Source organism: Agrococcus jejuensis (assembly GCF_900099705.1).
Lineage (GTDB): Bacteria > Actinomycetota > Actinomycetes > Actinomycetales > Microbacteriaceae > Agrococcus > Agrococcus jejuensis.
Genome location: NZ_LT629695.1, coordinates 2,513,774 through 2,529,178 on the forward strand (window position 1 = coordinate 2,513,774; position 15,405 = coordinate 2,529,178).

The window sequence follows — 15,405 nt, forward strand, 5'->3', positions numbered from 1 at the left end:
CTCCCGGTCATCGTGTCGTGCCCTCCCGGCTCAGACCAGCGCGCCGAGCGCGAGCACGAGCGTCGTCGCCGGGAAGATCGCGAAGGCCGGCGGGTCGATGTGGGTGTCGCCGTGGCTGAGCGAGATGCGGGCGAACAGCTCGCCGAGCCATGCGCCGATGAGGCCGACGACGGCGCCGATGAGCACGGCGAGCCACGTCATCTCGCCGACGAGCGGCAGGAACGTGACGGCGGCGAGGCCGGCGGGCAGCGTGATGTGGTGGGTGACGGGCATCGCGTGGCCGGCGGAGGCGAACGCGAGCGACACGGCCGAGACGCCGAACATGAGCACCTGCGCGTTGCCGGCGACCTGCGGGTACGCCTCGAGCACGGTGACGGATGCGAACGCGGCCAGCAGGCCGGCGAAGACGCCGAGGGCCGTGAGCGGGCCGAAGCGCTCCTGGTGCTCGACCCAGCGGCCGGTCTCGGTCGGCTCGTACGCCGCCCATCCGCTCTTGCCGGAGTCGTTCTTGGGGAACAGGCCCTTCTTGCCGAACGCGAGGCGGGCGATGAGCGCCGAGATCACGACGGTGAAGGCGACCGAGTCGGTGTTGGCGCCGAACCAGGGGATGATCGCGACGACCTTCTGGATGAGGTAGCCGAGCACGCCGAAGCCGGCGCCGACGAGCAGCACGTCGGGCTTCGCGAGGCTCGCGAGCGGCAGCGCGATGTCGCGTGCGTTCGTGCCGTAGCGGCGGCCGGCGTACGCGACGGCGGCGACGCCACCCGCGAAGGCGATGTGGGGGCCGAAGACCGGACCGAAGGCGACGTCCCCCAAGAAGGCGGCGTCCCCCGATCCGATGAGCACGGCGAAGCCCGTGAGCACCATGAAGCCGGTGAAGATGAAGGCGTGGAGGCCTCCGATCGCGGCGCCGAAGAAGCCGCCAGCGGCCGCTCCGAGGATCGAGATCAGGTCGATGTCCATGCAGTTGTCCTTTGCGTCACGTCATCGTGGACGGCGGATCCTGCGTGATCCGCACTCGGGGTGGCCCCCGAGCGTACCGATCGTATCCATGCCCATCAGACAGGGCAATACTTGACTAGACAAGTGGAGTCCGCCTAGGTTCCTGACCAGCCAGCCGCACCGTCGCGGCACCGGCGTCCATCACGACGAAGTGAGCACGACCATGGTCAAGTACATCCTGGGCATCGACGAGGGCACCACGAGCGCACGCGCGTTCGTCATCGATCAGGACACCAACGTCGTCGGATTCGGCCAGGCCGAGCTGACGCAGATCTACCCGCGCAACGGCTGGATCGAGCACGACCCCATGCAGATCCTCAACGTGCAGCTCGAGGTCATCCGGGCCGCGCTGCGCGACGCGAACATCACCCCTGACCAGCTCTCGGGCGTCGGGCTCACGAACCAGCGCGAGACCGGCATCGTGTGGGAGAAGGACACGGGCCGCCCCATCCACAACGCCATCGTGTGGGCGTCGCGCCACTCGGTCGACATCGTGCAGGGATGGGTCGACCAGGGGATCGGCGACCAGATCCAGGAGAGCACGGGCCTCATCCCCGACGCGTACTACACGGCCTCGAAGATCCGCTTCATCCTCGACGCCGTGCCCGGCGCCCAGGCGCGCGCCGAGGCCGGCGAGCTGCTCGCCGGCACCGTCGACACGTGGCTCATCTGGAACCTCACCGGCCGCCGCTCGTTCGTCACCGACTACTCGAACGCGTCGCGCACGATGATGATGAACCTCGAGACGCTGCAGTGGGACGAGGAGCTGCTCGGCCACTACGGCATCCCCAAGGCGATGCTCGCCGAGATCGTGCCGTCGGACTCCGACTTCGGCTCGATCGAGCCCACGTTCGGCGCCGACGTGCGCATCGGCTCGAACCTCGGCGACCAGCAGGCCGGCCTCTTCGGCCAGGCGGCGTTCGAGCAGGGCCAGGTGAAGATGACGTACGGCACCGCCGGCGTGCTCAACATCAACTGCGGCACGACGCCGCAGCGCATCGAGGGCCTCACGCCGTCGCTCGCCTGGGGCGTGCAGGGCAAGACCGCCTACGAGGTCGAGGGCGTGCTCTTCGCCATGGGCAAGACCATGCAGTGGCTGCGCGACGACCTGCAGCTCATCCACGCCGCGCCCGACTCCGAGTGGTACGCCGGCCAGGTGCAGTCGACGGAGGGGGTGTACCTCGTGCCCGCCTTCACGGGCCTCGCCGCCCCCACGTGGGACCCGCACGCGCGCGCCGCGATCATCGGCATGTCCAACGCGACGAACCGCCTGCACATCATCCGCGCCGCCGTGGAGTCGATGGTGTTCCAGACGCGCGACGTCTACGAGGCCGCGCTCGCCGGCGCACCCGACCTGCGCATCCCCGAGCTGCGCGTCGACGGCGGCGCCGTGAAGAACAACCTGCTGTGCCAGCTGCAGTCCGACCTGCTCGGCATCCCCGTCATCCGTCCGAAGAACGCGGAGGCGACGATCTTCGGCGCCATGCTGCTCGCGGGCCTCACGACCGGCGTCTACGACAGCCTCGACGAGATCGCCTCGAAGTGGGCCGTCGACCGCGTGTTCGAGCCGCAGATGAGCCGCGACGAGGCCGACGCGAAGTACGCCGGCTGGCGCGCCGCGCGCGAGCTCACGAAGGGGTGGACCAAGAAGGTCGACGTCTCGTAGTCGTTCGGATGCGCCGGGTCGCGCTCGCGGCCCGGCGCATCGCTGCGACCCCCATCCATCGCCAGATCCACCGCAGACCCAGATCCACCGCAGAGAAGAGACCCCATGACCCAGTACATCCTCGGCATCGACGAGGGCACGACGAGCGCCCGCGCCTTCGTGATCGACGAGTCCCTGAACGTGCTCGGCCTCGGGCAGGCGGAGCTGACGCAGATCTACCCCAAGGCCGGCTGGCTCGAGCACGACCCCATGCAGATCTGGCACACGCAGAAGGACGTCATGGAGCAGGCGCTGTCGCAGGCCGGCATCACCGCCGACCAGCTGACGGCCGTGGGCCTCACGAACCAGCGCGAGTCGGCGCTCGTGTGGGATCGCGAGACGGGCCGCCCCATCCACAACCTCATCGTGTGGGCGTCGCGGCACTCCGACGAGATCGTCGAGCGGTGGGTGGCGTCGGGCTTCGGCGAGCTCATCCAGGAGCGCACGGGGCTCGTGCCGGATGCGTTCTACGCCGCGTCGAAGATCCGGTGGATCCTCGACCACGTCGAGGGCGCGCAGGAGCGGGCCGAGCGCGGCGAGCTGCTCGCCGGCACCGTCGACACGTGGCTCATCTGGAACCTCACGGGCCGCGAGGTGTTCGCGACCGAGCCGTCGAACGCGTCGCAGACGATGCTCATGAACCTCGACACCGTCGACTGGGACGACGACCTGCTGCGCGAGATGCGCATCCCGCGCTCGATGCTGCCCGAGATCCGGAACTCGGACTCGCACTTCGGCACGATCGAGGCGACGTTCGGCGCGCCCGTGCCGATCGCGTCGAACCTCGGCGACCAGCAGGCGGGCCTCTTCGGCCAGGCCGCGTTCCGCCAGGGCCAGGTGAAGATGACGTACGGCACCGCCGGCGTGCTGAACATCAACAACGGCGACACGCCGTTCCGCCCCGAGGGGCTCACGCCGAGCGCGGCGTGGAACGTGCAGGGCAACCTGCAGTACGAGACCGAGGGCGTCGTCTACGCCATGGGCAAGACGATGCAGTGGATGCGCGACGACCTGCAGCTCATCCACGCAGCGCCGGACTCCGAGTGGTACGCGGGGCAGGTGCAGTCGACCGACGGCGTCTACCTCGTGCCCGCGTTCACGGGCCTCGCGGCACCCACGTGGGACCCGACCGCCCGCGCGGTGATCGTGGGCATGTCGAACGCGACGAACCGCCTGCACATCATCCGCGCCGCCGTGGAGTCGATGGTGTTCCAGACGCGCGACCTCGTCGAGGCGGCGGTGGCGGGATCGGGCTTCGCGATCCCCGAGCTGCGCGTCGACGGCGGCGCCGTGAAGAACAACCTGCTGTGCCAGCTGCAGGCCGACATCCTGGGCATCCCGGTGATCCGGCCGAAGAACTCGGAGGCGACGATCTTCGGCGCCATGCAGCTCGCGGGCCTCTCGACGGGCGTCTACAAGGACCTCGCCGAGCTCGAGTCGCTCTACGCCGTCGACCGCGTCTTCGAGCCCGCGATGAGCCGCGACCAGGCCGACGCGCAGTACGCCGGCTGGACGGCCGCCCGCGACCTCACGAGGGGCTGGACGAGGAACGTGGCGGCGTAGCGGCTCGGGTCGCTCCGAACCGCACCTCGAGGTACGAGCCGTCCCTTCGCTCCTTCGTCGTATCGGGGCGATCCCTCCCAACCGCTCCTTGAGGTGCGAACGAAGTAAGCCTCGAAAGGAGCACGCGCGCAGCCCGGGACGATCCGTCTCGGCTGCGGCACCCTTCGAGGCTCACTTCGTTCGCACCTCAGGGAGCGGTCTTGGGGACCACTCGTGGTGGTGGGGTGGCGTCAGCCCAACGACGCCGGCCGCCACCGCGTCACGACGTCGGTCGTCGCGGCGAGCACGGCGTCCACCGCGCCGCGGGCGTCGATGCGGCGAGACTCGAGCGAGGCAGTCTCGAGCGCGTACGAGAGCCGCAGCAGCGGCCCCAGCGCGCCGGGATCCTCCAGGTCGACGACCTCCGGCACCCACGTTGCGATCGACGCCAGCGACCGCACCCCGGCGAGGTGCTCCCGCAGCAGCTCCCGCGCGACGATCGCCACCGCCTCCTGGAACGTCATCGGCGCGAGGTCGATGCCGAGCGCGGCGTACGCGCTCGCGATCGTCGCGTCGACGACCGAGGGCGTCTCGTCGGGATGCATCGCGGCGAGCGCCGTGACGCGCTCGTCGTCGATGACGTCGAGCAGCGCCATCGTCGCGGCGTCGATCGCAGGCTGCACGGCGCCGAGCACGAGCCGGTGCGCGTGCGCACGCGCGCAGGCGTCGGCGGTCGCAGGATGCATGCGCTCATCCCACCACGCGTGCGCCCCCAGCTGGTGGGGAGCGCTACGGCGCCACGTCGAAGACGACCTTCTCGCCGCGGGCGACGCGATCGAGGCCGTCGGCCCACGACTCGAGGGGGAGGCGGGCCGAGATGAGCGGCTCGACCCGCACGGCGCCCGACGCCATGAGCGCGAGCGCCGTGCGGTAGCTCGACGGGCGCTTGCCGCGCGAGCCCACGATCTCGAGCTCGTGGTGGATGAGCCGGTCGACGTCGAACGCCGGCGCGGTCTGGAAGAACGCGACGAGCACGAGCCGACCGCCGCGCCGCAGCAGCGGCAGCGAGGACTCCGCGACCGACGTCGCCCCCGAGCACTCGAACACCGAGTGCGCGCCGCGGCCATCCGTCAGCGAGGCGACGATCGTCTCGAGGTCCTCGGTCTCGGCATCCACCACCACGTCGACGCCCGCGTTCCGTGCCCTCGCGAGCGACGCCGCGTGCCGCGAGCGCCCCACGAGCACGACCGTCGCGCCCACCGCCCGAGCGACGCGGGCGCAGAGCTGTCCGATCGCGCCGGGCCCGATCACGACGACGACCTCGCCGACGAGCGACGGCGACTGCTCGACGACGGCGTGCACCGCGATCGCGAGCGGCTCGGTCAGTGCGGCCTCGACGAGCGAGACGGCGTCGGGCAGCACGTGGATCGCCCGCTCGGGCATCGCGATGCGGTCGGCGAGCGCGCCGTCGGCCGTCGTGCCGATCCCCTTCCGGTTCGGGCACCGGTTGTACTGCTCGGTGCGGCACGCGTCGCAGCGCATGCAGAGGTACGCATCCGTCTCGAACGTCACGCGGTCGCCCACCCGCAGGTCGTCGCGCACGCCGCCGGGCGCGATCGCCGCGATGCGACCGGAGGCCTCGTGGCCGAGCGTGCGCGTGCCGGTGCCCACGTCGTGGCCGCCGTCGAGCGCGGCGCGGTCGGTGCCGCAGACGGCGGCGTGGGCGACGTCGACGAGCACGTGCCCGGGCTCGAGCTCGGGCTCCGGCACCTCCTCGATGCCGACGCCTGCTGCATGCTTCACGAGCGCTCGCATGGGTTCGCTCCTTCGCGATCGATGCCCCGTCGGGGGATGCCCATCCCCATCCTGCATGTGGGACTAGAGACAAGTCCATACATGTCTATATGATTGCCGACAGTCGCGCACCGCCGCCCGGCGGCGCCCGGCCCAGATCAGACCTCAACGACGAGGAGGAGCCCCGATGGGCGAGTACATCCTGGGAATCGACGCCGGCACGTCCGTGCTCAAGGCCGCGGTCTTCGACCGCGCAGGCACCGAGCTCTCGCGCGGCGCCCACAGCGTCGGCATCGACAGCCCCGAGCCGCACCTGGCCGAGGAGGACATGGACCAGGTGTGGGAGGCCGCGGCCGACGCCATCAAGGACGCGATCGCCGGCTCCGGCGTCGACGCGAGCGAGATCGTCGCCGTGTCGGTCACGGGTCAGGGCGACGGCGTGTGGCTCGTCGACACCGCGACCGGCCGCCCCAAGGGCCCCGCGATCCTGTGGACCGACGGTCGTGCAGGCGGCATCATCGACGACTGGTACGCGAACGGCACCGTCACGAGCCAGTTCGCCATCACCGGCACCGGCCCCTACGCCGGCACGACCTCGGCCGTGCTGCGCTGGCGTGCCGACAACGAGCCCGAGGTGCTCGAGGGCGCCACGACGCTCTGGTGCAAGGACTGGGTCGAGTACAACCTCACGGGCGACCTCTCGACCGACCCCTCCGACGCGAGCCTCTCGGGCATCGACACCGCCGGCCGCCAGTGGTCGAAGCAGGTGAACACGATCTGGGGCATCGACCGCGTCGGCTCCGTGCTGCCGCCCATCAAGGCGCCGACCGACCTCTCCGGCACCGTCACCGAGGCCGCCTCGGCGCGCACGGGCCTCACGGCAGGCACGCCCGTCTACAAGGGCCAGATGGACATCACCGCCTCGTCGCTCGGCGTCGGCGTCGTGCGCCCCGGCGACTGCATGGCCGTCATCGGCACCGCGGGCATCGTCACGGTCTGCACCGACGACCTCTCGAAGGGCTTCGAGCCGCAGGACGTGGGCTGGACGATCCCGCACGGCCCCGACACGTGGGTGCGTGCCATGGGCATGAACTCGTGCACGCCGAACCTCGACTGGTTCCTGCGCGAGTTCGGCGCGGCGTTCGAGGCGGATGCCGCTGCAGCCGGCCAGGGCCTGTTCGCGCACCTCGAGGAGCGCATCCTCGCCACGCCCATCGGTGCGCGCGGCGTCATCTTCCACGGCTACCTCGCGCCCGGTGGCGAGCGCGCGCCGTTCGTGAAGCCCTCCGCCCGCGGCTCGTTCTCGGGCCTCACCGGCACGCACGACCGCAGCGACATGCTGCGCGCCATCTACGAGGGCGTCGCCTACGGCATCCGCGACTGCCTCGACTCCATCCCCACGGTGGTCGAGACGGTGCGCCTGGCGGGCGGCGGCGCGAACAGCGCCGTCTGGTGCCAGATCTTCGCCGACGTGCTCGGCCGCCGCATCATCGTGCCCGCGGGCTCGGAGTTCGGCGCCAAGGGCGCGGCGATCGTCGCGGGCGTCGGCTCGGGCGTCTACGCCAGCTACGCCGAGGGTGCGGATGCGACGGTCGAGATCGTGCGCGAGTACGAGCCCGACCTCGAGAAGACCGCGGTCTACACCGAGCTCTTCACCGCCTACCGCGCCATCCGCGAGGCGAACGCGAAGGTCTGGGACCAGCTGCAGGTCGCGACGCGGACGGCGGCGGCGTACGCTGCGGCCACGAAGCAGCAGGCGGGCGCGACGGAGCAGCCCGAGCCCATCGCCGTCTGACCCATCCATCGACCGGCCGGCCCTGCTGCAGGGCCGGCCGGTCGCACGATCCGAAGCGAAGGAGCTTCCGACGCCATGACGGAGCCGACCCCCATCGACGCCATCGACGAGTTCGACGCGTACCTGTTCGACCTCGACGGCACGATCTACCTCGGCGAGGGCCTGCTGCCCGGCGCCCAGCGCCTCGTGGAGACGCTGCGCGCGCACGGCAAGCGCGTGCTCTTCTGCAGCAACAACCCCACGAAGTCGCCGCAGGACTACGCCGACCGCCTTGCGCGCCTCGGCCTGCCGACGCCGGTGGAGGACGTGTACACGAGCCTCGTCGCGACGGTGCACTGGATCGAGCGCGAGATGCCGGGCAAGGTCGTCTTCCCCATCGGCGAGCAGCCGCTCGTCGACGCGCTCGCCGCGGCGGGCATCCCCATGAGCGACGACCCCGAGCGCATCGACCTCGTCATCTCGTCGTACGACCGCACGTTCGAGTACCGCAAGCTGCAGATCGCGTTCGACGCGCTGTGGTTCCACGAGCGCGCCCGGCTCGTCACGACGAATCCCGACCGCTTCTGCCCGTTCCCGGGCGGCAGGGGAGAGCCGGATGCGGCGTGCATCACCGCCGCGATCACGGCGGGCACGCAGGTGGAGTGCGAGGCGGTGTTCGGCAAGCCGTCGAAGGACCTCTTCGACATCATCCAGCGCGACACGGGCATCGACCCGGCGCGCACGGTCATGGTGGGTGACCGCCTCTCGACCGACATGCTCTTCGCCCGCAACTCGGGCATCGCGTCGGCGCTCGTCATGACGGGCGAGACCGACGACGCCATGCTCGCGGCCGCGCCCGACGAGCACCGCCCCGACATCGTGCTGGGGCGCATCGACCACCTCGTCGACGCGTTCGTCGACGCCGATCGGGAGGCCCGCGCATGACGGATCTCGCGCGCGCCTCGCTCGAGCACTCGGGCGGCGCCATGACCACGACGTCGCGGCCCGGTGCGCTCGACGCCGTCGGCTCGCTCGCCGCGTCGCTGCTCGCGGGCGGCTCGGTCGTGCTGCTGGGCGACGGCGTGCCGAAGTGCGTCGGCGGCGACGACGTCGACGCGCGCGTCGAGGCGCAGCTCGCCGAGCGCTACGAGCTGCGGCACGTCGTCGCGCCCGCGGGCGCGCACGGCGTCGTGCTCGACGAGTCGACGGTGGATGCGACCGCAGCGGACGCCGAGGGCGCCGAGCTCATCGTCTCGGTCGGCTCGGGCACCGTCACCGACCTCGCGAAGGTCGTCGGCGCCCGCCTGGCCGTGCCCGTCGTCGCGGTGCAGACCGCCGCATCCGTCAACGGCTTCGCCGACTCCCTGTCGGTGCTCGTGCAGAAGGGTGCGAAGCGCACCTCGCCGAGCGCGTGGCCCGCCGCCCTCGTCATCGACCACGACGTGCTCGCCGACGCCCCCGACCGCCTCACGCGCTCGGGCGTCGGCGACGCCGTCGCCGTGTGGACGTCGCCGGCCGATTGGTACCTCGCGTGCGCTCTCGGCGTCGACCCCGGCCCGTACTCGGATGCGTTCACGGCACCGGTGCGCGACGCGGTCGTCGCGATGACGGCGCCCGAGGCGACCGACGCCGAGCGCATGTCGGGGCTCGTCGACGCGCTCACGCTGGGCGGCCTCATGATCGGCGCCGCCGGCTCGACGGCGCCGCTGTCGGGCTGCGAGCACCTGCTGAGCCACGTGCTCGACATGCGAGCGATGGCCGAGCACGTCGAGCACGACCTGCACGGCGCCCAGGTGGGCGTCGCGAGCGTCGTCGCCGCCGCGCTGTGGGACGTCGCGCTGCACGACGAGCGCATCCTCGACGTGTCGGTCGACGACTTGGCACCGCCCGCCGACCTGCGCGAGCGCGTGCTCGCGACGTGGGCGCCCGTCGATCCGTCGGGCGCGCTGGGCGAGGAGTGCTGGATCGCCGTCGAGCGCAAGGTCGTCCGCTGGCAGGAGCAGCGCGGCGGCGTCGCGGCGTTCCTCGCCGACCGCGAGCGGCACCGCGGCGAGCTCGAGCGCCTCGCGGGCGACCCCGCGTCGTGCGCGGCGGCGCTCGCGGCCTGGGGCGCGCCGACCACGTTCTCGGCGCTCACGCCGTCGGTGGACGCCGACCGTGCGCGCTGGGCGCTCGCAGCGCTGCCGTTCATGCGCGACCGCATGACGCTCGCCGACCTCCTGCTGTTCGCGGGCCGGTGGGACGACGCGCTCGTCGAGCGCGTGCTGGCGCGGGCAGGGGAGGCGGGTGGCGGCCTCTGAGCCGCGCCCGACGCCGCGACCCGCCACAGGATTGGCTGAGTTGTCCAGTGTTGTATAGACTTGTCATGGAGACAGACCCGGCACCGGGCGACGATGCCCGTGACGCAAGGAGGAGATGGTCCGATGGCCTTCGCTAGCACCCGCGAGCTCTGCCTCGCCGCACGCACCGACGGGTACGCCGTCCCCGCCGTCAACATCGTCGACGGCCTCTCGATCGCCTCGGCGGTCAAGGCGGCCGACTCGGTCGGCTCGCCCATCATCCTGCAGACGTCGGTGAAGACGGTGCAGTACTTCGGCGCGGCCGTGCTCGCCTCGGCAGCGCAGGCCGCGGCCGACGCCGCCTCCGTGCCCGTCGCCCTGCACCTCGACCACTGCCCGCAGCGCGCCGTCATCACCGAGGCCATCGCGCACGGCTGGTCGTCGGTGCTCTTCGACGCCTCCGACCGCGACTTCGCGACGGCCGTCGCCGAGACCGGCGAGGTCGTCGCCGAGGCGCACGCCGCGGGCGTCGACGTCGAGAGCGAGATCGAGAACATCGTGGGCGTCGAGGACGGCGTCGGCTCCGACGACCCGAACGTGCACTTCTACGCCGACGACGAGCTCGTGCGCGTCGCGACCGAGACGGGCACCGACCTCATGGCGCCCGCGCTCGGCACGGCGCACGGCCTCTACAAGGCATCGCCCGTGCTGCTCGTCGACCGCGTCGCGCGCCTGACGGCCCTCACCGACATCCCCGTCGTGCTGCACGGCGGCACGGGCCTGTCGGCCGAGGAGTTCCAGGCGTTCATCGACGCGGGCGTCTCGAAGATCAACATCTCGACGGCCGTGAAGCTCGCCTACATGCACGCGTCGCGCGACCACCTCGCCGAGGCCGAGCGCACGGGCAAGTGGGAGCCCGTCAAGCTGTTCGACCAGATCGGCGCCGCGGTCGAGCAGGCCGTGCTGCAGCACATCGAGCTCTTCGGCTCGGCACGCCGCTCGGCGGTGCCCGCATGACGCGCGCGCTCGTGCTCGACTGCGACGGCGTGCTCGCCGACACCGAGCTCGACGGCCACCTCGTCGCCTTCAACCGCACGTTCGAGGAGCTGGGCTTCCCGTTCCGGTGGACGCCGGAGGAGTACGGCGAGCTGCTGCGCGTCGGCGGCGGCAAGGAGCGCATGAAGGCGTACCTCGCGCAGCACCCCGAGATCGACATGGGCTCGCCCGAGCAGCTCGACGACCGCATCGCCGCCGCCCACAAGCGCAAGTCGGCGCTGTACGTCGAGCTCGTCGAGGCCGGTGCGCTGCCCGCCCGCCCCGGCATCGCCCGCGTCGTCGGCGAGGCGCTCGACGCCGGGTGGCTCGTCGCGTGCGCCTCGACGTCGGCCTTGGCGAGCGTCGAGGCCGTGCTCGCCTCGGTCGTCGGCCCCGAGCAGCGCGCCCGCATGGCCGGCGTCTTCGCCGGCGACGTCGTGCCCGCGAAGAAGCCCGCGCCCGACATCTACCTGCTCGCGGCCTCCGAGCTCGGCGTCGCGATCGATGACGTCGTCGTGATCGAGGACTCGCAGTCGGGCGCCGCCGCAGCCGCCGCGGCGGGCATGGCGCACGTCGTGACCGTGAGCCACTTCACGCACGACGACGCCTTCCCGGCGGCGACGACCATCGTGTCGGCGCTCGGCGAGGCCGATGCGCCCGCAGCCCTCGTCGAGGGACTGGACGCGCGGAACGGCCAGGGGGTCGTCGACCTCGCAGGCCTCGAGCGCGTGCTCGAGGCGCACCGCGCCACCGCCGTCTCCTAGGCGGCTCCAGAGCGACCGAGCGCGCGCCGGGCAGGGGTGGCCGGCGCGCGCTCCGTCATCGCCCGACGGCGCGGGATGCCACGCCGGGCATGCATCGCGCTCGCGTCCATGGCGCACGCATGGCATCCCCGGGCGAACTGTCAGCGACACTCCGTATCGTGCGCCGCATGTCACCCCGTTCGAGCGTTCGCCACGCCCCCGGCTCGTTCCTCGGCAGCCTCGTCGGGCTCGTCGGCTTCAGCGTCGTCGTCGGCCTGCTCGTGAGCGCGACGGTCGTGCCGGGCGTCGCCGTCGCATCGAGCACGGCGAACAGCGGCATCGACGTGTTCGAGAGCCTGCCCGACTTCGTGCAGATCGACGAGCAGTCGGAGGTCTCGACGATCTACGGCCGCGACGCGGCGCAGCAGCCCGTGCCGATCGCCCAGTTCTACAGCCAGAACCGGCAGATCGTGTCGCTCGCGGATGCGGGACGCTGGGCGCCGCTCGCCGCGATCGCCGGCGAGGACGCCCGCTTCTACGAGCACGGCGGCGTCGACGTCATCTCGGTCGTGCGCGCGCTCTCGCCGGGCGGCGACGGCGGCGCCTCGAGCCTCACGATGCAGCTCGTGCGCCAGCAGATCGTCGAGGTGGCATGCGCCATCGTCGACCCCGCCACGGGTGCGCGGCAGGACGAGGAGCTCTGCGCGAACCAGACCACCGACTCGTACGGTCGCAAGCTGCAGGAGATGCGCTTCGCGATCGGCCTCGAGCAGCGCTACACGAAGAACGAGATCCTCGCCGCCTACCTCAACATCGCGAACTACGGAGATGCCACCTACGGCATCCAGGCGGCGGCGCAGCGCTACTTCAGCGTGAACGCGAACCAGCTGACGATCGCGCAGGCCGCCTCGCTGCTCGCCACCGTGCAGTACCCGACGAACCTCAACCTCTCGCAGCCCGCCAACTACGCGGCGAACCAGGAGCGTCGCGACTACGTCATCCAGCGCATGCACACGGTGGGATACATCACCGACGCGCAGCGCGACGAGGCGCTCGCGATCCCCGTCGACGACGCGTTCGTGCAGCCGCGCGAGCTGCAGTCGGGCTGCATGGCCTCGTACTACGGCTCGACGGGCTTCTTCTGCGACTACGTCACGCAGCTGCTGCGCAACCCGCAGCCCGACGGCAGCTACATCCTCGGCGCCGACCGCGACGCGGCGCAGCGCACCCTCGCGCTCGGCGGCCTGCAGATCTCCACGTCGATCGACGTCACGCTCAACGAGGCGGTGCAGGTGTCGCTCGACGCGAACGTGCCGCTCACCGAGACGCGGCTGCAGTACGGCGGCGCCGTGACGCAGCTGGAGGTGTCGACCGGCCGCATCCTCGCGATGGCGCAGAACCGCGACTACGACAACACCGAGTCGTTCGACCCCGCGACCGAGACGGGCGTCAACTACAACGTCGACCGCGCGTACGGCGGTGGCGAGGGATTCCAGCCGGGCTCGGGCTACAAGATCTTCACCCTCGCGGCGTGGATCGAGGCCGGGTACTCGGTCAACACCTCCCTCGACACCCGCAGGATGCCGCGCGACGTGCTCACGTGCGAGGGAGCACGCCAGGAGTACGACCCGAACAACAACGAGGGCTTCTCGTCGGCGCGGCAGAACGTCGTCGGCATCTTCGTCAACTCGATGAACACCGGCGTCACCGAGATGGGCACGCGCGTCTCGGTGTGCCAGGTGCAGGACGCCGCGACGCGCATGGGCACGACGCCGGCGAACCAGGACGCGTACGACACCCACTACCCGTCGTGGTTCATCGGCACCGGCGGCACCGTCACGCCCATGGCGATGGCGAACGCGTTCCAGACGATCGCCAACGGCGGCGTGCACTGCGCCCCGCGCGCGATCGACGGCATCGTGGCGCGCGACGGCACCGAGATCGCCGTGCCGCCGCTCGACTGCGAGCAGGCGCTCACGCCCGAGGTCGCCTCGGTCATGCAGTTCGTGCTGCAGGAGGTCACGAACCGCAACCCGAAGAACAACCCGGCGGGCACCGCTCCGGTGATCTCGAAGACCGGCACGAGCGACGCCGTGCGGCAGACGTGGGTCAACGGCGCGTCGTCGACCGTCGCGACGAGCGTGTGGATCGGCAACATCGTGGGCGAGGTGAACATCTTCGAGCTCGGCGGGCGCGCGATGTGGGACCGTCGCTCGGTCGTGTTCACCGACGTCATGGAGGCGGCGCTCGCGCGCTACCCGGGTGGCGCGTTCCAGACGCCGGATGCCGCGACGCTGCGCGGCAACGCCGTGCCGCTGCCGAACGTCGCAGGGCAGACGCCCGACGAGGCACGCGCGACGCTCGAGGGCGCCGGCTTCACGGTCGTCGTCGGCTCGACGGTGGCGGGTGCGCAGGAGGCGGGGCGCATCGAGTACTCCTCGCCGGGCGCGGATGCGCTCGTGCTGCCGCAGACCTCGGTCACGCTGCTCGTGAGCGACGGCTCGCTCTTCACTCCACCCGAAGCCGCGATCCCATCGCTCGAGGGCATGACGCTCGACGCCGCCGGCGCCGCGATGGGCGCCGCGGGCTTCGACGCGGCGAACCTGCAGGTGACGTGGGCGCGCGCCGATCCCGCCTCGCGCTGCATCGTGCTCGACCAGAACCCGGATTCGGGCACGGGCGGCCCACCGACCTCGCCGGTGTCGATCGTCGTGGGATCGGATCGCGACGGGCCGGACCCCACCTGCTGACGCGGAGGTCCGAGCCGCTGGCGCCGAGGCCCGAGCCGCCGACTACACGTCGTACGTGAACTCGAGCCGCACCATGTCGCCGCGGAAGCGGATGCGCGTGAACTCGAACGGCTTGCCGGCCGGCGACGAGATCCGCTGCTCGAGCTGCAGGATCGGCGTGCCCTCGTGCACGGCGAGCAGCTTGGCGTCGTTCGCCGACGCCGCGGCGGTCTCGAGCGTCTCGAGCACCTTCGTCATGCGCAGGCCGAAGTCGCGGTCGAGCACGGTGCAGAGCTGCTCGGCGACGAGGTCGCGCTCGAGCACGCCGGGGGCGAGCGACTCGGGCACGTGCGACTCGTGCACGCTGATGGGGGTGCCGTCGACGCGGCGCAAGCGGCGCACGATGAACGTGGGCGTGCCCGTGGGGATGTCGAGCGCCTGCGCGACGCGCGTCGACGCGGGCTCGAGGCGCTGGCCGAGCAGCTCGGTGTCGGTGGCGTAGCCCTGCTGCTCGAGCTGCTCGCGGATGCCCTGGTACGAGGGGGAGCGCGTGGAGATCTTCGAGCGCGACACGAACGTGCCCTTGCCCTGGACGCGGAAGAGGAGGCCCTCGTCGACGAGGCGGGCGAGCACCTGGCGTGCCGTCATGCGGCTGATGCCGTAGAGCTGGTTGAGCTCGTTCTCCGAGGGGATGCGCTGGTCGGGCTGCCAGTCGCCGCGCTGGATCTTGGCGCGGATGACGTCGGCGAGCTGGATGTAGAGCGGGGTCGCCGACTCCCGATCGAGCTTCTCGACCATGGGT

At 71.5% G+C, this 15,405-nt stretch carries 12 protein-coding genes; 8 read left to right on the plus strand and 4 right to left on the minus strand.

Annotated elements, in window-relative coordinates:
* Positions 1–30 precede the first annotated feature (30 nt).
* A complete protein-coding gene (locus BLQ67_RS11860) occupies positions 31–963 on the minus strand; it encodes a hypothetical protein (RefSeq protein WP_092505316.1) in 933 nt (310 codons plus the stop codon).
* 190 nt (positions 964–1,153) lie between these two features.
* Here BLQ67_RS11860 and BLQ67_RS11865 point away from each other — a divergent pair, with 190 nt between their 5' ends.
* Positions 1,154–2,668 carry an FGGY family carbohydrate kinase gene (locus tag BLQ67_RS11865; RefSeq protein WP_197674603.1) on the plus strand — a complete coding sequence of 505 codons (1,515 nt, stop codon included), beginning with the start codon at positions 1,154–1,156 and terminating at the stop codon, positions 2,666–2,668.
* Between the two features lie 105 nt (positions 2,669–2,773).
* Entirely contained in the window at positions 2,774–4,270 is a 1,497-nt protein-coding gene (locus BLQ67_RS11870) for an FGGY family carbohydrate kinase (RefSeq protein ID WP_092505320.1), read from the plus strand.
* A 230-nt stretch (positions 4,271–4,500) separates the two neighbouring features.
* Here the strand turns inward: BLQ67_RS11870 and BLQ67_RS11875 are convergent, their stop codons facing one another.
* Both BLQ67_RS11875 and BLQ67_RS11880 read right to left on the minus strand, forming a co-directional pair.
* Positions 4,501–4,995: a hypothetical protein gene (locus BLQ67_RS11875; RefSeq protein ID WP_092505322.1), complete on the minus strand. Its 495-nt coding sequence runs from the start codon at positions 4,993–4,995 to the stop codon at positions 4,501–4,503.
* A gap of 43 nt (positions 4,996–5,038) precedes the next feature.
* A complete protein-coding gene (locus BLQ67_RS11880; RefSeq protein ID WP_172802315.1) occupies positions 5,039–6,064 on the minus strand; it encodes a zinc-binding dehydrogenase in 1,026 nt (341 codons plus the stop codon).
* Between the two features lie 166 nt (positions 6,065–6,230).
* On the opposite strand from BLQ67_RS11880, the gene BLQ67_RS11885 reads away from it, so the two are divergent.
* The 6 genes from BLQ67_RS11885 to BLQ67_RS11910 all read left to right on the plus strand — a co-directional run bounded on the left by BLQ67_RS11885 (position 6,231) and on the right by BLQ67_RS11910 (position 14,624).
* Positions 6,231–7,838: an FGGY-family carbohydrate kinase gene (locus BLQ67_RS11885; protein WP_092505326.1), complete on the plus strand. Its 1,608-nt coding sequence runs from the start codon at positions 6,231–6,233 to the stop codon at positions 7,836–7,838.
* 75 nt (positions 7,839–7,913) lie between these two features.
* A complete protein-coding gene (locus tag BLQ67_RS11890; RefSeq protein ID WP_092505328.1) occupies positions 7,914–8,762 on the plus strand; it encodes an HAD-IIA family hydrolase in 849 nt (282 codons plus the stop codon).
* Complete coding sequence (locus BLQ67_RS11895) at positions 8,759–10,117, plus strand: iron-containing alcohol dehydrogenase (protein ID WP_092505330.1); 1,359 nt, start codon at positions 8,759–8,761, stop codon at positions 10,115–10,117. The genes BLQ67_RS11890 and BLQ67_RS11895 overlap by 4 nt, the downstream gene beginning before the upstream one ends.
* Before the next feature lie 123 nt (positions 10,118–10,240).
* Positions 10,241–11,113 (plus strand): class II fructose-bisphosphate aldolase, encoded by an 873-nt coding sequence (locus tag BLQ67_RS11900; RefSeq protein ID WP_092505332.1) that lies wholly within the window; start codon positions 10,241–10,243, stop codon positions 11,111–11,113.
* Entirely contained in the window at positions 11,110–11,895 is a 786-nt protein-coding gene (locus tag BLQ67_RS11905; RefSeq protein WP_092505334.1) for an HAD-IA family hydrolase, read from the plus strand. The genes BLQ67_RS11900 and BLQ67_RS11905 overlap by 4 nt, the downstream gene beginning before the upstream one ends.
* A 167-nt stretch (positions 11,896–12,062) precedes the next feature.
* Positions 12,063–14,624, plus strand: coding sequence for a transglycosylase domain-containing protein (locus BLQ67_RS11910; RefSeq protein WP_172802316.1), 2,562 nt, complete (start codon positions 12,063–12,065; stop codon positions 14,622–14,624).
* A 42-nt stretch (positions 14,625–14,666) separates the two neighbouring features.
* On the opposite strand, the gene BLQ67_RS11915 is transcribed toward BLQ67_RS11910, so the two are convergent.
* Positions 14,667–15,401, minus strand: a complete 735-nt coding sequence (locus BLQ67_RS11915; RefSeq protein ID WP_092505338.1) for a GntR family transcriptional regulator — start codon at positions 15,399–15,401, stop codon at positions 14,667–14,669.
* Positions 15,402–15,405 lie beyond the last annotated feature (4 nt).

Coding starts and splice junctions, on each gene's coding strand:
- BLQ67_RS11900 (WP_092505332.1), top strand. CDS start 10,241: ATGGCCTTCGCTAGCACCCGCGAGCTCTGCCTCGCCGCACGCACCGAC.
- BLQ67_RS11905 (WP_092505334.1), top strand. CDS start 11,110: ATGACGCGCGCGCTCGTGCTCGACTGCGACGGCGTGCTCGCCGACACC.
- BLQ67_RS11880 (WP_172802315.1), bottom strand. CDS start 6,064: ATGCGAGCGCTCGTGAAGCATGCAGCAGGCGTCGGCATCGAGGAGGTG.
- BLQ67_RS11895 (WP_092505330.1), top strand. CDS start 8,759: ATGACGGATCTCGCGCGCGCCTCGCTCGAGCACTCGGGCGGCGCCATG.
- BLQ67_RS11885 (WP_092505326.1), top strand. CDS start 6,231: ATGGGCGAGTACATCCTGGGAATCGACGCCGGCACGTCCGTGCTCAAG.
- BLQ67_RS11875 (WP_092505322.1), bottom strand. CDS start 4,995: ATGCATCCTGCGACCGCCGACGCCTGCGCGCGTGCGCACGCGCACCGG.
- BLQ67_RS11910 (WP_172802316.1), top strand. CDS start 12,063: ATGTCACCCCGTTCGAGCGTTCGCCACGCCCCCGGCTCGTTCCTCGGC.
- BLQ67_RS11890 (WP_092505328.1), top strand. CDS start 7,914: ATGACGGAGCCGACCCCCATCGACGCCATCGACGAGTTCGACGCGTAC.
- BLQ67_RS11915 (WP_092505338.1), bottom strand. CDS start 15,401: ATGGTCGAGAAGCTCGATCGGGAGTCGGCGACCCCGCTCTACATCCAG.
- BLQ67_RS11870 (WP_092505320.1), top strand. CDS start 2,774: ATGACCCAGTACATCCTCGGCATCGACGAGGGCACGACGAGCGCCCGC.
- BLQ67_RS11860 (WP_092505316.1), bottom strand. CDS start 963: ATGGACATCGACCTGATCTCGATCCTCGGAGCGGCCGCTGGCGGCTTC.